This window comes from Spirochaeta isovalerica, from assembly GCF_014207565.1.
In the GTDB taxonomy this organism is placed as follows: domain Bacteria; phylum Spirochaetota; class Spirochaetia; order DSM-2461; family DSM-2461; genus Spirochaeta_F; species Spirochaeta_F isovalerica.
The window spans coordinates 304162-323817 of sequence record NZ_JACHGJ010000004.1; the positions used below are offsets into that span (position 1 = coordinate 304162).

General features: G+C 46.7%; 17 protein-coding genes. 7 read left to right on the forward strand and 10 right to left on the reverse strand.

The window, feature by feature from the left end; genetic code table 11:
- Nucleotides 1–57: 57 nt before the first annotated feature.
- The 4 genes from HNR50_RS12825 to HNR50_RS12840 form a co-directional block, all read right to left on the reverse strand.
- Nucleotides 58–867: a GntR family transcriptional regulator gene (locus tag HNR50_RS12825; RefSeq protein ID WP_184747162.1), complete on the reverse strand. Its 810-nt coding sequence runs from the start codon at nucleotides 865–867 to the stop codon at nucleotides 58–60.
- Nucleotides 857–2128, reverse strand: coding sequence for an MFS transporter (locus HNR50_RS12830; protein WP_184747163.1), 1272 nt, complete (start codon nucleotides 2126–2128; stop codon nucleotides 857–859). The genes HNR50_RS12825 and HNR50_RS12830 overlap by 11 nt, the downstream gene beginning before the upstream one ends.
- A 93-nt stretch (nucleotides 2129–2221) precedes the next feature.
- Nucleotides 2222–4192, reverse strand: coding sequence for a bacteriohemerythrin (locus HNR50_RS12835; protein ID WP_184747164.1), 1971 nt, complete (start codon nucleotides 4190–4192; stop codon nucleotides 2222–2224).
- A 70-nt stretch (nucleotides 4193–4262) separates the two neighbouring features.
- The gene (locus tag HNR50_RS12840) at nucleotides 4263–4694 is read right to left on the reverse strand and encodes an ATP-binding cassette domain-containing protein (RefSeq protein WP_184747165.1); all 432 of its coding nucleotides are present in this window, start codon (nucleotides 4692–4694) and stop codon (nucleotides 4263–4265) included.
- 122 nt (nucleotides 4695–4816) lie between these two features.
- On the opposite strand from HNR50_RS12840, the gene HNR50_RS12845 reads away from it, so the two are divergent.
- Together HNR50_RS12845 and HNR50_RS12850 are read left to right on the forward strand one after the other, a co-directional pair.
- Complete coding sequence (locus HNR50_RS12845) at nucleotides 4817–5818, forward strand: Gfo/Idh/MocA family protein (RefSeq protein ID WP_184747166.1); 1002 nt, start codon at nucleotides 4817–4819, stop codon at nucleotides 5816–5818.
- Between the two features lie 19 nt (nucleotides 5819–5837).
- On the forward strand, nucleotides 5838–7010 hold the full coding sequence (locus tag HNR50_RS12850) for an MFS transporter (RefSeq protein WP_184747167.1): 1173 nt from the start codon (nucleotides 5838–5840) through the stop codon (nucleotides 7008–7010).
- On the opposite strand, the gene HNR50_RS12855 is transcribed toward HNR50_RS12850, so the two are convergent.
- The 5 genes from HNR50_RS12855 to HNR50_RS12875 form a co-directional block, all read right to left on the reverse strand.
- A complete protein-coding gene (locus HNR50_RS12855) occupies nucleotides 6979–8916 on the reverse strand; it encodes a two-component system sensor histidine kinase NtrB (RefSeq protein WP_184747168.1) in 1938 nt (645 codons plus the stop codon). The genes HNR50_RS12850 and HNR50_RS12855 overlap by 32 nt on opposite strands.
- Nucleotides 8917–9301: 385 nt before the next feature.
- Entirely contained in the window at nucleotides 9302–9634 is a 333-nt protein-coding gene (locus HNR50_RS12860) for a DUF4180 domain-containing protein (RefSeq protein WP_184747169.1), read from the reverse strand.
- 22 nt (nucleotides 9635–9656) lie between these two features.
- Nucleotides 9657–10058, reverse strand: coding sequence for an excisionase family DNA-binding protein (locus HNR50_RS12865; RefSeq protein ID WP_184747170.1), 402 nt, complete (start codon nucleotides 10056–10058; stop codon nucleotides 9657–9659).
- A 147-nt stretch (nucleotides 10059–10205) separates the two neighbouring features.
- A complete protein-coding gene (locus tag HNR50_RS12870; RefSeq protein WP_184747171.1) occupies nucleotides 10206–13355 on the reverse strand; it encodes an efflux RND transporter permease subunit in 3150 nt (1049 codons plus the stop codon).
- Nucleotides 13339–14547 carry an efflux RND transporter periplasmic adaptor subunit gene (locus tag HNR50_RS12875; protein ID WP_184747172.1) on the reverse strand — a complete coding sequence of 403 codons (1209 nt, stop codon included), beginning with the start codon at nucleotides 14545–14547 and terminating at the stop codon, nucleotides 13339–13341. Before HNR50_RS12875 ends, HNR50_RS12870 begins: the two co-directional genes overlap by 17 nt.
- Nucleotides 14548–14773: 226 nt before the next feature.
- On the opposite strand from HNR50_RS12875, the gene HNR50_RS12880 reads away from it, so the two are divergent.
- The 3 genes from HNR50_RS12880 (at nucleotide 14774) to HNR50_RS12890 (ending at nucleotide 17303) form a co-directional block, all read left to right on the forward strand.
- Nucleotides 14774–15133, forward strand: coding sequence for a hypothetical protein (locus HNR50_RS12880; RefSeq protein ID WP_184747173.1), 360 nt, complete (start codon nucleotides 14774–14776; stop codon nucleotides 15131–15133).
- An 80-nt stretch (nucleotides 15134–15213) separates the two neighbouring features.
- Complete coding sequence (pdxR, locus tag HNR50_RS12885) at nucleotides 15214–16668, forward strand: MocR-like pyridoxine biosynthesis transcription factor PdxR (protein WP_184747174.1); 1455 nt, start codon at nucleotides 15214–15216, stop codon at nucleotides 16666–16668.
- Nucleotides 16665–17303, forward strand: a complete 639-nt coding sequence (locus tag HNR50_RS12890) for a hypothetical protein (RefSeq protein WP_184747175.1) — start codon at nucleotides 16665–16667, stop codon at nucleotides 17301–17303. The genes pdxR and HNR50_RS12890 overlap by 4 nt, the downstream gene beginning before the upstream one ends.
- A gap of 24 nt (nucleotides 17304–17327) precedes the next feature.
- On the opposite strand, the gene HNR50_RS12895 is transcribed toward HNR50_RS12890, so the two are convergent.
- Nucleotides 17328–17912: a redoxin domain-containing protein gene (locus HNR50_RS12895; protein WP_184747176.1), complete on the reverse strand. Its 585-nt coding sequence runs from the start codon at nucleotides 17910–17912 to the stop codon at nucleotides 17328–17330.
- Between the two features lie 280 nt (nucleotides 17913–18192).
- Here HNR50_RS12895 and HNR50_RS12900 point away from each other — a divergent pair, with 280 nt between their 5' ends.
- Together HNR50_RS12900 and HNR50_RS12905 are read left to right on the forward strand one after the other, a co-directional pair.
- The gene (locus HNR50_RS12900) at nucleotides 18193–18726 is read left to right on the forward strand and encodes a thioredoxin family protein (RefSeq protein WP_184747177.1); all 534 of its coding nucleotides are present in this window, start codon (nucleotides 18193–18195) and stop codon (nucleotides 18724–18726) included.
- Nucleotides 18727–18794: 68 nt separating this feature from the next.
- Complete coding sequence (locus HNR50_RS12905; RefSeq protein ID WP_184747178.1) at nucleotides 18795–19646, forward strand: bifunctional methionine sulfoxide reductase B/A protein; 852 nt, start codon at nucleotides 18795–18797, stop codon at nucleotides 19644–19646.
- The last annotated feature ends 10 nt before the right edge of the window (nucleotides 19647–19656 follow it).

Genomic DNA, 19656 nt, shown 5'->3' on the forward strand with positions numbered 1-19656 from the left:
AATTCGATCGGACGCAATACCTCTCTCTATAAACTATGGGAGAAACGCCGGAAAAACTCAAATTTTGTAGGAAGAATAGAGAATATCTCCCGGGATTTCCGGACTTGTACCTATGGGAGAACTTTTCAGGATATCAATTAATTCCTTGCTGTATCGGTAGAGCTTCTCTATTTTCTCAGCGGCTTCAATTCGAGAAGAGCATTCCACAGCACTGATATAGTTTTCGATTGCGGCTTTTTCAAGTTTGACAATATCATTGTCAGGATCGACATCGGTAATGGTTCTCCATTTTCTCATGGATATGAGAACTTCGCCCATCAGCTCAACCATTTTGTTATGTGTCGCTTTAAATACTGCCATCATAAAATCCAGAAAACAGGCCTTGGCTTCCGTTTCTGCAGCAGGGAGCTTATCCGTGAGGCTTTTCTGCTCCAGCTTGAACATGTCAGCATAAGCCTTGAGATAGTTTTCTCCTTTTTTCCGGATTTCCCTCTTCTCAGCAGTGGATGCCGATTCTGCGGCAAGACCGAATACCTGAGGCAGATAAATCTGTTCGAATTGTTCTACGTCCCAGACTGTAGCCTGATCGCGGCGCAGAGATGTCAGCAGAGCATCAGTGAAAGCTTCAATCTGGGAATGGGAGACATACATGCCCTTACCGTGCTTGACTTCCACAAGTCCCTGCGCTTTCAGCATCCTCACGGCATCCCGTATTACTGCACGGCTTACACCGAATTGTTTCTCCAGTTCCGGTTCGGTGGGCAGAACATCTCCGCCTTTCATTTCTCCCGTTAGTATGGATTCTTTTATAATCCGGCTGACTTTTTCCGGGAGTGTCTCCCTCCGGTCGATTTTTTCAAAACTCACTGTTCAAGCCTCCTGCATGTTTCTTTTGGTAATAGGGAATAAGCAGATATAGCGCGGCGGAAAGGATAATGACAATTGAAGCGACGATCCAGGCTCTTCCTATGTAATAAGTTTCGGCGAGAAAAGCAAGGGCGACCGACCCCGCTATTCCTCCGGTCTGCATGAACAGGGAGGAAAAAGAGAGAAGCGTGGATCTTTTCTCCGATGGAACCGATTCATTGAAAATTGAACTTTCCGGTGAAGACTGAACGCCGTTGAAGAGAAAAAGTGTAAAGTAGAAAAAGGCAAAGGGAATCAGTCCGCTCTGATATGCCAATATAAAATAGAGAGAACCCATCAGCGTTCTGGCGGTAAAGAGAGCCAGATGATACCGGTCGCCGAAGAGACGGCAGAAAGGAATGGACACCAGGCTTCCGACCGATGCCGCCAGAAAATACCCCGTTGTAAGAAGCCCGTAAATCCAGCTTCCTGTTCCGTCTCCGGCGATAGCCTGCACACGGGGTTGCCACAACTGCTCCAGACCGGATATGGAAAATCCCCAGGCAAAAGTAGCCAGAAGCAGAAGCAGCAGAACCGGGTGCCCCAGTCCGTATTTCACAGAGGTTCCGACGACTTCAGGTATTTTCCTGAATCCCGCAGCTAAACCGGCTTCTTCTCCATCGGGCTGTTTCTCATGAACCAGTAGAGATGTTGTTATCAACTGAACAATAAGAGCAATAATAAAAATGATGTAATTAGAAGCATAAACACTGTTGAAAATACCCTGACTGGTCCATTTTCCCAGTGCCATGGGGATAAAGCCGCCCAGGAGAGAACCGATCCCCAGACCGAGAGGAATAAATGTACCGATCCTGGCCATTTCCTTCTGAAGATTCACCACAGGATCAATCCTGTAGAACTCATCAATGAAATGAGCATCCATGGTTCCAGAGGAAAGGGACCGGGCCACCCCCTGGAATATGAAGCAGATCATCAGGGCGGGCAGCGAATTGACAAAAAGAACCAGAAGCGCTCCGGTTATCTGAAAAAGGAGAGAATATATATAGACTTTCTTTCGCCCCAGAGCATCGGCCAATCCGCCGGTAGGCAGCTCGAGGAGTACAGTTGCTGCCCCGTAAGAAGCAAATGTTATTCCGACCTGAGCCAGGGACAGACCCTTTTCCAGAAGGAAGAGCGTCATGACGGGGATAATTATCCCGAGGGTAAACCAGTGAAAACTCATATTCCAGGATGCCAGTAATCTCAATTTTTTCATTGTCATATTCATATCCTCATATGGTCATATGATGACCATATGTTAAAAATAACACCGCCATCTGAAAAAGTCAAATTCAGACTGCGGTGTAAAAGGATGTCAGGAAATATTTTTACCGGACAGGAAAGCGGAATACTGGGAATCGACTTTCATAATATGATTGACAACCCAGTCCTGGAGGAAGTCGAGAACTTCATTCGACAGGACGGCGCTGCCTTCGCGCATACCCTTCTGGAGCTCCTTTGCTTTGGCAACGAAACTTCTGTGCTGCTTTTTATGAGCATCGATTTCGGGATAGTTATATTTCTCAAAGGCTTTTTCCTCTGCGGAGAAGTGGTATTCCGTATACTGAACCAGTTCGTCGAGGATAGTCAGAAGAGGTGAAGTGCCCTCCCCTTTTTCCATTGACAGAAAGAGTTTATTAATCAGTTCTATCAGCTTCTTATGGTGGTTGTCAAAAAGTTCCACTTTTACGCTGATCGACTCATCCCATACCAGATTCTCGTTATAGCCCAGAGTTGTGAGAATCTCAATGATTTTATAGGATGTATCCTGAATGCCCCTGAAAGTCTTTTCCAGATCCTTTCTATTACCCTGCTTAACAGAATCCACAATAAAGGAAACATCTCTATGAATGTTATTGTGCCATGTTTTGAGATTCGACAGTTTGGAAGAATCGGTGATTTCCTGGGCTCCATGTTCTCTGATCCACACCCCCAGGCTGCAGGTGTCAGCTTCGAGATTTCCGAGACCCTCAGGCTCGATTGATCCGTCTATCAAAGCACGTGTCGTAGCGACCCAGCCCACATGAGCCAGAATCATGTTATTCATTTTTACGCGGCCTATGGAACCGGTTTTACCGGATTGATTGGTCAGGATATTTTCAACCATCGATTCCAGTGCTTCATTGGACTTGATAAAAGCCTGGGCTATTTTGGTGGAAATGAGATTGATGTCCTTCGAATTGCGGCTAAGCTCATTCATGCTGTTGTCCAGCTTTTCCGCCACTTCCTTGGAATCGGAGAGAATCTTTTCAATTTCTGTCGCTCCCAGTTCCATCTCATTCATACTGAGAGAGGTGATGGATGAAATTTCCTGCAGAGAGACTGTTGAATTGACCACTTCCTGAGTATTTATGGTAATGGCTTCCGTTCTATCGTTAATCTGACCGAAAGTCCGGGAAACCTGGGAAACCCCTTCGGCTATTCTCGTAAAAGCTTCCTCGCTTTCACGGCTCAGTTCACCGGCGCTCTGAATATTCTCAACCAGTTTTTTTAAAGTGACCGATATGTTTCTGGCGTTTTCCGCAGTCGATTCAGCCAGTTTTCGGATTTCTTCTGCAACAACGGCAAAGCCTTTTCCCGAATCGCCGGCATGAGCGGCTTCTATCGCCGCATTCATGGAAAGCAGATTGGTCTGTGAAGCAATCTCATCAATGACAGTTATAAGCGATAAAGCGTCGGTTACTTCGCTCTCTACAGTCTGCATAACTTCTGCCGAAGCCTGGACTTTTTCGCTTCCTTCGCCTGTAATGTCAACCAGATTATCAATATCCTTTGTTCTTCCCGTAATCAGATCGGCCACTTCTTTCAGAGAACTGTTTATCTCACCGACGGCTTCCGAAGTCTGATTAACCGCATCAGTCTGGATATTCACTTTATCTTTGAGGCTTCTTATCGATGCGTTGATTTCTTCTACGGCTGCCGATCCCTCGCTAACATTGGAAAACAGAGATGCGGCGATATTGCGGTTCGCTTCGGTTTCCATACTGATATCGGAACTGTAAATGAGAGATTTCTGAATATTCCTGGACAGCCGGGTTGCGCCGCGCTCGCTTTCATTGGCTTTGACCCGGGCATCGGCGTAAGCCTGATCTCTCAATCTATACCGGGCCAGATACCCCTCCAGAGCCGCATCGACCCTCCTCGGATACTTTTCCGATTCATTTCTTCTTTCGGATATATCACTCAGGACTTTTTTCAGAAGAGCTCTTTCTCTGAATAGTAAAAAAACAGACAGCGCTGTAGAGAAAAACAGCAATGCCATAAGAATGATTGATAATAAACTCATATTTTACCTGTTTTTGTGCTTGAAAATCTTCATCAATTCTAACCTCTATCAAGGGAGGACTCAAGCATTATTAAGAATTATTACTGCAATGCGAATTATCCATCAGTTTTTCCAAGTGCCAGTGTTTCATTATCTGACTCTGCAGGAATTCCCTGTTGTGGGAGACAAGAATAACAGCACCGGGATAGTCAAAGAGAGCCTCTTCCAGTACCGAACAGCTTTCAGCATCGAGATGGTTGACCGGTTCATCGAGCAGCAGAATGGATTTGTGAGGGATATCCTTTTCAAGGGCTATGGCTATGAGCAGTTTTTTCATTTCTCCTTTGTCGGGAGTTATGCGGCCTCCCAGAATCTGGAGAAGCGTGCTTTTCCCGGAACCGTTGGGGCCGGCGACAGCTGTCCAGCCGCCGGGGAATGAGATTGTCGTATCTGAAAATAGTATTTTTTCCTGATTGATATAACTGAAAGAAAGATGTTGTACCGATAGAACTGATTCTGACATAGATAACTCCTTATACTGCCGCGTGACGGGATTCTGTATGAGTTATCTGATAATCATTCCGGTAAAACTCCTTGTAATTTACCCCATAATACACTTTATACTATCGTAAGACGAGGTAAAAAATGAATAAAATCAAACTGGCCATAATTGGATGCGGAATTATAACCAAAGAAGCTCATCTGCCGGCATTAAAGCGGCTGACAGACAGGATGGAAGTCGCAGCGGTCTGCAACCGAACGGCCTCCAAAGCCGAAGATATAGCAGAGGAACTGGGTCTGGACCATTCGGCGGTCTGGACGGACTGGAAGAAAATGATCAGCGAATTGAAAGATCTCGATGCCGTTCTCATAGCCCTTCCCATAACGATGAATTATGAAGTGAGCCGGGCCTGCTGCCAGGCGGGACTAGCGGTTCTGTGCGAAAAACCCGCGGCCATGACCGCCCGGGAAGCCGAGGAAACTGCAACCTTCTCTACGCAATTCGGCGTCACCTATATGACAGCGGAAAACTTCCATTACGACAGAGGCTTTCTCAAAGCGGCAGAACTGGTCAAAGCCGGAAAAATCGGAAATGTCCATTCCATGAGCTGGAATGTTCTATCCTGGATGGAAGTGGATAACAAATATAATAAAACTGAATGGAGAGCCCACAACGAATACCCCGGCGGGTACGTTCTCGACGGCGGCGTTCATTTCGTACACGCCCTGCAGATGATCGGAGGACCGGTAGAATCGGTTTTCGCCCATACGGCTTCCGTTGACGGAAGACTGGGGACAATGGATACAGCCATGTCTCTGATCAGACATAAATCGGGATGCGTCAGCTCACTGAACATGGGTTGGCGGTCCGCCTCGGATGACGGGGCTCTGAGAATTTTCGGAGACAAAGGAAGCCTGATAATGGGCCGGGGAAATGTCAAGGAGCTGAAACCTGACGGGACGGAAGAATTGCACACATTTGAAGAGGAGAGCAGTTTCTACCTTCAGTGGAGTGCATTTCTCGATGCTCTGGAAGGAAAAAAGGAAGGTCTGATCCCTGAAAGAATGCCTGCTGATGATGTAAAAACCGTTCTGGCAATGATCGAATCAGAAAAAAACGGTATGGCAGTTACAATAAACAGCTGAAAAAACATATAATGACCCTATGAGCCATGATGCCCGACATCTGAAAACTTACGGGGTCTCTTATTTCTTTATTTTCGGTGCTCTGGCAGCGGTTTTCCCCTTTTACCCGCTTCTGCTTCAGCATAAGGGTTTTAATCCCTCCCAGATCGGTTACATAATGGGAGCCTATGACCTTATAAGCATGAGCGGGCTTTTGATCATGGGTTTTCTCTACGACAGGATCGGCGCACCGAAACGAACCATTACAGCTATAATCCTCATCAGCGCGGTTATCCTGCTCTCTCTGACTCTGACATCATTTCCTCCGGTGGTCATATTGCTAACCATTGTACTGGGGTTCTTTATTAAATCCCCCTCGTCTCTGCTCGATGCCCATTTCGGTCAGGCGCTTCCTGATCACAATGATTCCTACGGCAGAACCAGGCTGGGCGGGAGTCTTGGTTTTATGCTGATGGCTCTGCTTATCCAGGTTACCGGTGCAGTAAGCGGTTCACAGCCGGTATCGGTTTTTGCCGGCTACGGCATCACAATGATATTCACAATAGCGGTTCTTTTTTTCCTTCCCGTTGCTAAACCCCATGAAACACAGGAAAGCGGAGCGGAGAAGAAAAGCGGCTTTCTCAGCAGCATAAAAACCTTTCCCCGCCTATACTGGATCGGTCTGCTGATCGGCTTTCTCAATTCCCTGGCCCTTTCGGGGCATTACACGTTTTTCTCTCTTATGCTGAAAAACCGCTTCGGAATGGAGAATGTAAGCGGATTCTGGGCTATAGGCCCGTTCTTTGAAATCCCCATGTTTTTCTTCTCAACAATCCTGCTGAAGAAAATCAGACTGAGGACTCTCTGGTCTTTCAGCATGCTGGCCGGCACCACACGGATGCTGTTCTATGCCCACTCGACCACACTTCTTCCTCTCTACATCATCCAGATCAGCCATAGCTTCTCTTTCGGGATCAATCATTTCTGCATGATAAATCTTATAAACCGGAAAACACCGGCTTCAGAGAGAGGGCTGGCCATGTCGATTTTTACTGCTGTAGGAATGGGTCTATCCCTCTTCGCAGGAGGAATTATCGGAGGCACAATACTGAAATTCGGAGATTTTGCCCTACTCTTTCAAGTCTTTTCACTCTTTCCTCTTGCGGCCATCGCCATCAACTTTATTTTTCTGCCGAAGGAAGTTCGATCCTGAAAGTCGTACCGCTGCCCGGTTCGGAACGGACCGTCATATCTCCTTTGTGGTTACCCTTGATTATATAATAGGAGACGCTCAATCCGAGACCTGTGCCGACGCCTTCACTTTTTGTCGTATAGAATGGTTCGAAGATCCGCTTTCTCACCTCTTCCGGCATTCCCGGGCCGTTATCTTCAATCTCAAGGATTATCATTCCCCTGTTTTTTTCAAAAGAAGTCCTGATGGTAAAAGTCGGAGATTCGGTTTTGCCTGCGTGCATTGCCTGAGCCCCGTTGCGGAATATATTGATCAGCACCTGCTGGATCTCCGAAACAACACAACACAAATCAGGAACCTCACCGAAATCACGGATAAGAGCAATGGACCGGAAGTCGTAATTTTTTTTCAGATCATAATCGGAACTGATAATATAAAGCGTTCTTTCAATAAGCGATTCAATAGACGTCTCCTCAGCCTTCCCTTCACTCTTGCGGGAAAAGCTGAGCATATTATTGACTATATCGGTTATCCGCTTTCCAGAATCTCTTATGGACGATAACATGGATTGGATATTTCTGCTTTCCATGTAGACTCTGATTTTTTCTATATCGATTCCCGACTCATCCGCCGCTTTCCGGTTTACCGGCGAATCGATTTTATCAATCAGGCGGTTCTGAAGCACATTTGATGTTTGAATTATACCAGCCAGAGGATTGTTGATCTCATGAGCCATTCCTGCAGCCAAACCTCCGAGGGACATCATTTTCTCACTTTGGATGAGCACTTCCTGCGTCGCTTTCCTTTCGGAGATATCGTGGACAACGGCAATAATTTTCCCTGTTGTTCCAGGGTCAGAATACTTCAGATGAATCTCCGTCCAGAACAGATCTCCGCTCTTTTTAAGAGAGAGCCACTCGAATAAAACATGCCCCTTCTCTTTAGCCTCCCGAAGATAATTGCTGAACCGCGCCTTGTTATAATCGGAACTCCGGCTGTGAAACTTCTCCATAGTCCCGCCCAGCACATCTTGGCGGCTGCATTCAAATATAGTGAGCATGGAATCATTGACATCCAGAACCTGTTCCGACTGAATATCAAGGACTATAATGGCATCCATACTGGAATTGAAGATTTCCCGGTAGTCCTGTTCCTTTATATTCAGCTCCGATTTAGTTTCCTCTTCCCTCATCCGGCTGATGATAAGGGATTGGCGGATTTTTGCCACGGTTAATAAATCGTAATAGAAAATGACAGTCATAAAGAGCAGCATCCCGGTGTATCCGAATTCCATAAGATAGATCCAATGGAGATTAAAGGAATCGACAACTATATCGTTGACTGCCGTCAGAGTGAGCAGAAATGTCCCGATAAAAAGAAAAAGGGATGTATGCGTTTTTTGAGCAATGAAATACCGTCCAGCTATGCTTGTCATATAAAAAAGAACCACTAGAGCGAAAATGAAATAAAAAATTCCGAAGGGAGAAATATCCGCATCAATAAGGCTTAGCTTTTCTCCCCAGAGAAGCTCGGTGTACCGGATTCCCCTGACTGCCGTATATGTCAACGTAGTCTCGGAGAGAAGGCGGATGAAGGGGACAATGGAGAAAAATCCGATAAGAATCACTTGGAAAATCCGGCTTCCCAGATGGGTATAACGTTTAATAAAAATATAAAGGCTGATGATAATAATCGCGGAGCAGAACATATCTATCCGGTTGAATTGCATAAATTCAGCGGCGTTTCGGGCTGAATAGAGCCTTGTATTGGAGAGGGAATAAACCATAACGCCCAGGGATGAGATGGTGAGCATAAGCGCGTCGAGTTTGACGGGACGCTCCTTGACTGCACTGATTCCATTTAAAAGAGCCAGCATAAAACTGGCGCCGCTGAGCATGGAAAGCATGACAATAAACAAACCGGGCAAAAGTTACCTCTTTTCACATATCTTTTTTTATTATAGTACAGAAATAAGTCAATTGCCCTGTTGAAAGATATGAGGGAATAAAGCGAATAAGTTTGAAAAACCAGTTTTTGTGTAATAAAATTTTATATGCAAAAAAGATTCACTTCTAAATTCTTTTTCTACCTGGAATCCGACCCTACATCTTTGATTGAAAACCATTGACGGAACAGCATATGTTGTATCATTCGGTTATATCCTGAACGACTATACCTATGGTTATTTTGCAAATTCTCAGGCATATAATGTTTCCATCTCCTCAGACAGCGACGGAGCCGGATTTAATTTTACAGTAGACTGATAAATCATTCCCGTCGCCTCGGCCTCGAATCGCAGCGACGGGAAATCTTTATTTATCCAGCCAGTCTCCCGCAGCTCCGGCATCTGTAAAGTAGGCGATATTGCCGCCTTTGTTCGCTTCCAGAACCATTTCCCGGAACCGGGGATGATTCAGATGGGAATCTTCAAGAACGATTGCCGCCCGAACCGAATAATTGGAAAGCTTCTGAAGAAATTCTCCCGCCAGTCCGCTTTTCAGATCAAAGAATGCATCGGGGAGATGAACCGAATGGATTAATACTCCCGAAGCATTTCTGTATCCGGCATTCCCGATGAGATCGAGGAAATCACCGTTGTCTTTCAAGATCTCCGTCGATTCGTAATACTGTGCTGTTTTTTCCATGTGTTTCCTCCTTGTTTGAAAATCAGTATCTATCTATCAGGGTGAAGAAATCCTTCATAAAGGAGATGCTTCCCCAGAGAACAAACCTGACGGTCTGTTCCTCACTGTTATAGAGACAGTCAACTCTGTGATTCGATTCTTTCCCGCGGTTTCCCCTGCTGTTGAGCGCTGCCATGACTAGTGTTTCATAGCGGTAGGCTTCCTCCCTGCCGGAAACGGGTAGATCGATAACAGATGAAGCTGAAGCCTGCTGCTCCTTTTCCGGTTCTCCGGTTAAAGCCTGCAGGTCTTCCCTCCGGATACGCCATTGCCGTCCCACCTTCACCGCTTTCAGTTTCCCGTCACGGATAAAGCGGAGAACCGTTCTGCTGTGAACATCGAGCTTCTCCGCAGCCGATTCAACGGAATAAAAAGAATCGTCCACTATGTACCTCTATATACATTATTTATTGATTTTTAATGTACATTAATGAATATTATTTGTAAAGAGTGGTATCAATCAGCAAACAACAAAAAACGGGACCGCCCGCTCCGGTGACAGAGCCGACAGTCCCGCAGGGGTACATTTTCCCTAAACCGGAAGCGGGTCTGGATTCTTTTCCGCTTCAAAATCGGGAAGATACTGCTTATCAGTGCGCTTGTCCCGTCTCCGCTCTCTCATCTTTTTAAAATCGTCAATGATATAGAGAGCCGAAGGCAGCATCAGCAGGGTGATTGTTGTTCCGAAGAGCAGGCCGAAGGCGACAGAGACAGCCATGGGAATGAGAAACTGCCCGCCGATGCTTTTCTGGAAAATCAGAGGTCCCAGTCCTATAGCGGTTGTAAGGGTCGTCATAATTATAGGCCGGAATCTCTGAATTCCCGCCTGGTAGATGGCTTCTTCAACCGGAAGCCCCTCTTCCTTGTAGAGTTTGTTATATTTATCAATGAACACAACCGAATCGTTGACGATAATCCCGGCCAGGGCGATGCTTCCCAGAAAGCTGATAAAGGAGACGGGAATGCCGACAATGTAATGGCCGATAATCGATCCCATAAATCCCAGCGGAATAAGGGTCATAACCAGTCCGGCTTCGGCGAAGGATTTCATCTGAAACAGAAGGATGGTAAACATGATAATAACAGCCATGGCCATACTGAACACCATGGAGTTGATCATTTTGCTCACTTCTTCCGACTGTCCGCTGAACGATTTGGATACGCCTTCCACCTGGGACAGAACCCGGGGGATCACGTCATCGTTGATATCGGCCAGAACAACGTTCAAATCATTCCTGCTGTCATCGAGATTGGCAAAAACTCTGATGGACCGGTATCCGTTTTCATGGCGGATATTTTTTATGCCTCTTTCTATTGTGTAGGTCGCAATTTCCTTAAAAGGAACATAAGCACCTGTTGGAGTCATAATGGGCAGGTCCTCGATCTGGCTGATCGATTTTCGCGCTTCCCGGGGGAACTGAACGATGATCTTCACTTCGTCCCGCCCTTTCTGGAGGGTCATGACATCCTGCCCGTAAAACCCCTGTCGGAGCTGGGAGGTGACATCCATAAGATTGAGACCCAGAGCCTCTCCTTTCGGCTTGAGGGAGATGACGAATTCCCGGTCGCCGAGAGGCGTGTCGTCCTGTATATCCTTGACTCCGTCTATCCCCTTCAGTTCCTCCTTGAACAGCTCAGCGGCTTTGATCAGCTGATCGTAATCGAGACTGAGGAAGCGGACCGATATGGGGTTGCCTCCGAATGCCGATTCCCCTCCGACGGTTATGCTCTCCACTTCGGGGAAAAAGCCGAGGTTCTGGGAAAGTTGGTCGGAGAAATCCTTGACCGTAAAATTCCGCACCTCATTGGGAATAAGCGTGAGGAATATGCTGATAGTGCTTCCGTTGCTCCAGGAAACGTAATTGACGATTCCGTTGTCATATCCCTTATCAGGCATAGCGTACTCTTCGGCGAAGGCCAGGGAACGGTCGATAACGTCATCGCGGATCCGGTCAGAAATTGATGCCGATGTGCCGGAAGGTATTTCCAGATTGATGACCGCATAGGGCATTTCAACCTCGGGAAAAAAGACCGCTTTAACATGATTGCCCATAAAAGCGCCGGCCAGTGTGAGAATGACCGCCACCATAAAAGACATGACGGCCCATTTGTATTTCAGGCAGAACCGGAGAAAGGGACCGTAGATATTATGAATGAAATGCACGATACCGTTATTCATTTTCTCTCTCAGATAGTGCCGCTTCTGATCGGGACTCATCGATTTGGAATGGGCCAGATGGACTGGCAGAATAATGGCCGCTTCTATCAGGGAAAATCCAAGGCAGATTACCACGACCGTTCCGATCTGCCAGACATATCCTCCCATCTCACCGTACATAAAGAAATAGGGGGCGAAGGCGATCATAGTGGTAATGATGGAGACGAACACTGGTTGGATTACGTCGAGAGTTCCGTCGATAGCAGCTCTCATGGCCGACTTGCCTCCTTTTTCCCACTGGTAGAAAATGCTCTCGCCGATAACGATCCCGTCGTCGACAAGTATGCCGATGACCATGATCATGCCGAAGAGGGACATCTCGTTGATGGTGATTCCCATAGTCCAGATGACGAACATAAGGCCCGCAAAGGAGATGGGTATGCCGAGCGCCACCCAGAGTGACAGCCTGATATTCAGAAAGATCCCCAGTATCAGAACGACAAGGACGAGGCCGATCAGTCCGTTTTTGGTAAGAGTTCCCAGCCTGGTTTCAATTTCATCAACATCGCGAATAAAGGGTTCGAAAGTGACAAGCCCCTCATACTTTTCATTGTATTCTTCGATCTTGGCGTCGACGGCTTCGGCGATTTCGATTACGTCCTCATTGTTGTTGTACATGATGTTGAGGCCTACGGCGGTCTGTCCGTTAACTTCCGTATAGAAGACATTGTCGGGCCACTTCTCTTCCACTGTACAGATTTCCCGCAGCAGTACTTTCGTTCCGTCGATAGCCGAATAGACGGGGATGTTTCCGATTTCACCGGCTTCGTATTGCTTGCTGTAGGTTCGGATGAGAATCCTCTCCTGGTCAGTTACAATGGCTCCGGAGGATATGTTGAGATTGGCGCTTCCGATGGCCCTTGAGATATCATTTATAGTCAAGCCGTATCGGCGGAGCGATTCGGGAAGAACCTCCACATAGATATGACGGGAAGGCAGGCCCCAGCTGTTGATCTGGGAGATTTTACCGGACCGCAGCAGATCATCTTCAAATTCCTGAACAACATTCTTCAAAGCGCTCACATCTTCGGGGCCGTATATGGTAATAAGCATAGCCCTGTTCCAGGACGTTTCCTGATAGACGACAGGCGTTTCAGCCCCGGAAGGATAATTACCCACGGAACTGACGATGTTTCTCACTTTGTCGATCGATTTGGCCATAGGCTGGGACGATGATATGATCAGGAAGATATTCCCGTAGCCGTCCATGGAACTGGAGTAAACGCCTTCCAGCCCCTCCATCCCTTTCAGGTTTTCCTCGATCTTCGTAATTACGCCCTCTTCCACTTCCAGAGCCGAAGCTCCGGGATAGGGAACATCGATATTGATATAGTTGAGCTCCATTTTCGGCCAGATTCGCATTTTCATGTTGTAGAGGCCGAAGACTCCCGCCATGAGGATTATAAGCATAATCCAGTTGGCCAGAACGGCGTTTTCCGTAAAAAAATTAAGAATCTTTCTCATGGTTTCCCGCCTCGACCGCCGCAGCGATTTCCGCCTCATCCTCTTCACCGACCGGCGAAAGCTTCATGCCTATCAGCGGTTTCTGCAGTATGGTGGTAACGATCCGGGTTCCCGGAGGGAGGGTGTTTTCTATATAAACCGAATCATCCGATACGGCGCGGATAATAACATCCTCTCTGCCCAGTTTCCCCTCTTCATAGGTATAGACATAACTGTTATCTAGAACGGCATGGCGCGGTATCGCAGCTGTATTTGCCATCACCCGTCCTTCGATATGAACATCCACATAATTACCCGGGGCGAAATCGGGTTTCAGTTCCCGATTGGCGAAGCGTATCAGAACATCGATCATCTGTGAGGATCTTTCCAGCTCGGCATTGCGGCTGACTACTGTTCCATAGAGGCTGGAACCATTTTCTCTTGCCGATAGGATGGTTACCGAAGGCCCGGCACTGGAATCGATCCGTTTTAACTCATCAACAGTCAAAGGGACGGATATTTCAAGGTTCTCGGCATCGATAAGCGTAAAGAGCGGCTGACCTGCTGCTACAAAACTGTTTTCGGGAATACCTTCGCACCGGACAAATCCCTCTGAAGGAGCATAATATGAATGCTGTTCTACCATTATCTCGGCGTTTCTGACATTGTAGAAAGCCGAAAAGATTCCATAATTGCTGATAAGCAGCTTCTCCCTGGAACCGGCAGCCTCAGGAAGATCGGGAATTTCTCCCGATGTAAAATCAAGAGAGGCCAGATAGCGGTTCCACTTTTCATAGAGACCGCTGTCGGAAGATTTAAACTGGGGAACTAAAGCGGCAACAGCTTTTATCAGTTCCGAACGGGCCAGATTCAAGGTATTTTCCGCCTGACGGGAATCGATCTTCAACAGTAGCTGATCTTTTTCAGCATAAGTTCCTGAAGTGAGACCCTTATAGGAATAGGAAACCTTTCCCGAAACAGTTGAGCTGACCTGAAGCCGCCCCGCCGATTCTATCAGTCCACTTCCCTGGACTTCATAGGACAGGTCTGAAAATCGGGGAACCATCGTCTCCACTTTTCTTACAGGTGCCTCGACCTCCCTTTTATGGGCTTCGGCTTTCGTTGAAGCCAGAAGCTGCATGGCCGTGATTCCTCCGGCCAGAATGATAAGCGCCGCGCCTGTTTTCATCAGAGCGGATCTGGAAATTTTCATAAGTTTTACCCCTGCACTTTTTTTATGACATATGGAATTGCAAAAGATGTGCCAATAGCTGAAAAAGAATGATACAGCCCGGACAAACAACGCAATTTGGGTAAATACACCAATGGAATGGTATAAAAACCCTCATATTGTTAAACAAGCGGGAAACATGTTCCTGTTACCGAACTTGAACCGATCGGCAAAGTCCGATAGGATCTCATCCATCAGGAGGACAAATATGAACCAAGGCGATGCGTTTTTGAACAAAGTGAGAGAAATCACAATGGCCCACCTCAACAAGGTCGCTCAGGAAACGGGGGCTCTTTTCAGCTCGTCCCTTCCCGAAAGAGTGGACGGTGCGGCGCTTTACACCTTTCTCCAGGACAATTATGAAATGAACGAAGTACAGCAGATCGCCGCCTGTTTTGTCCGTCTTTTCAACCGCGATTACGATAACGGCCAGTTCTTTTTTACCGAGCTTGAATTTGAATCGATGAAACGGCTCCTGGTTTTCCAGAGAGAGAGCCTTCCCGCGGAAGATGTGAAGTACATAGGCGATCTGGTGAAAATACTGGAAAAAGGTTCGGCTTCCAAATAAAACTGATCTTAAAATTGGATGACTCAAAATAATAAAAATTGGTAGTTGCTAATGGTCCAATTTGATTTTATACATGAGTTATGTACGATATTTCCATCGACAGACTTTCGAAAGAACCTCTCTACCGCCAGATACGCGACCGTATAATCGAACTTATCAACAGCGGCGAACTTAAGAGCGGCAATCAGCTGCCCCCCTCGCGGGAGCTGGCCATGCAGCTGGGAGTCAACCGCACGACGGTGTATCAGGCTTACAGGGAGCTGTGGTCCCTGGGCTATACGGAGAGCCGTCCCGGATCCTATTCGATAGTGAGAAACAGAAAAGAGACCAATCAGCCTGTGAACAGACAATCAGAGCTGATCGACTGGAAAGCCCTGATCAATACATACGATCCCCCTTTCCGATCCTCCCCGGAACAGGATGAAGCTCTTTACGATTTCCGGACGTTTTCCCCATTAAGCGACGCTGAAGGAGCGGAGAAGTTCCGCAAATGCCTCAATGATGTTCTACGTCAGAAAGGAAAGGATCTTCTTCTCTATGGTGATCCCTACGGTTACCGTCCGCTGCGGGATTACATTTCCCTGATGATGAGCGAAAACGAAATAGATGTGGACCGCGAGAGGATTCTCATAACAGACGGCGCCCAGAACGGCCTTGATCTTATCTGCAAGCTCTTCAGGAAGGAAAAGTGGTCAATTGTCACAGCCGAGCCGTCCTATTCGGAGGCGCTTTCGCTATTTCATTATTACGGCGCGGAAGTGATATCCATACCCCTTACCTCTTCCGGCATGGATCTGGCCGAACTGCAGGAGAAACTGAAAAACAATACCATTTCCTTCGTTTATACCATGCCGAATTTTCAGAACCCCACAGGAATCTCATCGACTAGAGAAAACAGAGAAGAGCTGCTGGAAATCTGTGAGAATTCCGGAGTCCCAATCATCGAGGATGGTTTCTCCCAGGATATGAGAGGAACCATACTACCCATAAAATCGATGGACCGCCACGGCATCGTAATCTACATAGGAACCTTTTCAAAAGTGCTGTTTCCGGGAATACGGGTGGGATGGATTAATGGCAACCGGGACATACTGAAAAAACTGGCGGCCCTTCAATATATGACAAGCGTTTCGGGTAACCATATTATGCAGGCGGCTGTGGAAAGGTTCTGCCGTCTTGGATATTACGACCTTCACTTGAAACGGATACACCGCCGCTATCGCGAAAGAATGACCGGGACGCTTGATATCCTCAAGCAGCACTTTCCCCGGAAAGCGGGAACCTATACCTCGCCTGCCGGAGGGTTCTATCTCTGGTTTGATCTTTCTCAATCGTTCCAGAGCGAAGAGGAACTGATTTTGAAATTGAAGGAGAGGGGGATACTCATTACGGGGGGCAGCCTTTTCATGGCGGAGAGGAAGGGGGGAACCTGTTTGAGGATGTCCATTGCCAGGGGGGAAGCAGGAGATCTGGAAAAAGGGGTTATAGCATTCTGCAAGGTTTTGAAAGCCATGTTAAAGGAGGAACGCAAATGAAAGATTTGTCCTTTTATTCGGTAATTGCCGTCAATACGGTCATACTGGTACGCTACACGGTACTCACGGTCAGGAAGAGGATCGAACCCTCTCTGGCCATGTGGATTTTCTTCTCCATCGCCGTTGTGGGGTCCTTATTCAGTTATCTTTTCGATGGAGATTTTTCACCGCTCGACAACATTCTCAACACATCCGATATTGTATTATGCCTGACCCTGTCGGCAGTGATCTACTTTTTCGGAGGCCGTGAAGCGCGCTTTAACAGATTTGAGAAATTATGTCTGGCCCTTGTCTCCCTGATCCTGACCTACTGGTACTTTTCCAAAGCCCACTTTACGACAAATCTGTCGCTGCAGCTCATCCAGTTCATAGCCTATCTGCCGGTTTACTACCGGATGTGGAAAGCCGGGAGAAACACGGAATCCTTTTTGACCTGGACATTGCTCTTCATAGTATCGGTTATATCTCTTTTCGATGCGAAAGGAACCCTGGCCATGATCTACTCCATTCGTGCAACAGCCTGCACAGCCATTCTTCTCCTTCTCATGATCAGACTGGAGATAAAAAAAGAACCGGCCGAAGCCGGTTCCCGAAACAAAAAACGGAGGATAGAAAAAGATTTATCCCGCTGCTGAGGCAACGCCTCTGCAACATATATATCAGTGGGTCGCGAGGTAGTCGGATACCCCGTCACCCGTTGGGGCCATTGCATCGTCGCCCTTGTTCCAGCCGGCGGGGCAGACTTCGCCATATTTTTCAGTATGCTGGAGCGCGTCTACAAGACGGAGCGCCTCATCGACATTTCTTCCCAGAGGGAGATCATTCACAACCTGGTGTCTGACGATACCTTCCCTGTCGATCAGAAAAAGACCTCTGAGAGCTATTGATTCATCAAACAGAACGTCATAATCAAAGGAAATGGATTTCTTGATATCCGCAACAAGAGGATATTGAACATTTCCGATTCCGCCCTTATTAACCGGTGTATTTTTCCATGCTAGATGACTGAATTCAGAGTCGATTGAAACTCCCAGAACTTCTACATCCCGCTTTTTAAATTCTTCCAGCTTTCTGTTGAATTCAATTATTTCCGTCGGGCAGACGAAGGTGAAATCCAGGGGATAGAAGAAAAGAACGACGTATTTGCCTCTATAATCTTTCAGTTCGATATCCTGAAACGTATTGTCTGGCATAACCGCGGTTGCTTTAAAATCAGGGGCTTCTTTTGTTACAAGAACTGGCACTGCTGCTCTCTCCTTATTGATAATAATTACTATTACCTAGAGAATAATTAACAGGATTACTTATGTCAACCTAATTTAATAATTTTATTCTAATTGCTGGAAATATTCTTTTTTGCCATTGCTAAAACCGCACTTGGCATTACCATTTCATTTATAAAAGCAAAGGATGCAGGAGGCAAACAGAGACTGTCTTTATCATTTTATAGGGTCAAGTTTTGAAGCATCGCTTTTCTATTTGTAATAATTTCTATATATTATTATTTGTATACAGGAGTCAAACATGAAAAAAACCATATTAGTCATCAGTTTTATTATGATCATATCTTCCTACCTGACAGCGGAAGCCTATCCCCCTGAAAACTGGAATCCTTCTCTGGTCAACGCTGCTCAGCAGGCATCGGAAGAGAACAAATATCTCTTGCTGAATTTTACCGGTTCTGACTGGTGCATCTGGTGCACCCGATTGAGAGATCAGGTTTTTTCAACCGATGATTTTAAAGACTGGGCTGATGAAAACGCCGTACTGGTTTATCTCGATTTTCCCTCGGAAAGAGAACTGCCTCAGAACCAGATTACCCATAATTCCTATCTTCAGCAGTTTCTGGGAGTCAAGGGCTATCCCTCTATCTGGCTGTTCGACAACGATTTCACTCCCCTGCTCGTTACAGGATACAGGGAAGGGGGATCAGAAAAGTACATAACTCATCTGGAAAATGACAGATTGGATATTGAAGCCGACCAGATCAGCCAGTTCAAGGTTCAGATGAAGGATTTCATCGAGACATATCTGAAACCGCTTAACGTCACTCCCTGATCATGTTTCAGTTTTCTTTTAGGCTTCCCTGTTGTATATTTAATAAAAATATAAAGTAGGGTTGCCTAATGAAAGAGAAAAAATATAACAAACTGACAGCGGAAGAAGAAGCGGTTCTCATCCATAAAGGAACAGAACCTCCCTTTAAAGGTTTTTTTACAGATTACGGCGAAAAGGGCATTTACATATGCAAGCAGTGCGAAGCTCCCCTTTTCCGCTCGGAATACAAATTCCATTCGGGCTGCGGCTGGCCCAGCTTTGATTCCCAGATCGACGGCGCCATAGCCGAGCATCCCGATCCCGACGGCAGAAGGACGGAAATTGTCTGTGCCAATTGCGGCGCCCATATGGGCCATGTCTTCAGGGGAGAGAAGTTCACAGGCAAAGATACGCGACACTGTGTGAATTCCATCTCCATGAAATTTATTCCGGAAAGCGAAACGGAAACAGCTGTTTTTGCCGGCGGATGCTTCTGGGGCGTTCAGCATTATTTCCGGAAGCTTGACGGAGTATACGCCACAAGAGTCGGTTATACGGGGGGAACGAAAGAAAATCCCACATACAAAGAAGTATGCTATAGCGATACGGGCCATTATGAAGCTCTGGAGGTCCTTTTCGATCCGAAGAGGGTCAGCTTCGAGGAACTGGCAAAGCTCTTTTTTGAAATTCACGATCCGGAACAGAGAAACGGACAGGGCCCTGACATCGGCGAACAATATTTATCCGCTGTTTTCTGCCGGAATAGTAAACAGAAAGCTGTAACGGAGAAACTTATCGCTATACTTAGGGATAAGGGACTGGATGTGGCCACCGAAGTTCTGGAAGCCTCGACATTCTGGGAAGCTGAAGACTATCATCAGAATTACTACGCCAAAAAAGGCTCGGAGCCCTACTGCCACTTCAGAACAAAACGATTTTAAAAACCGGGAG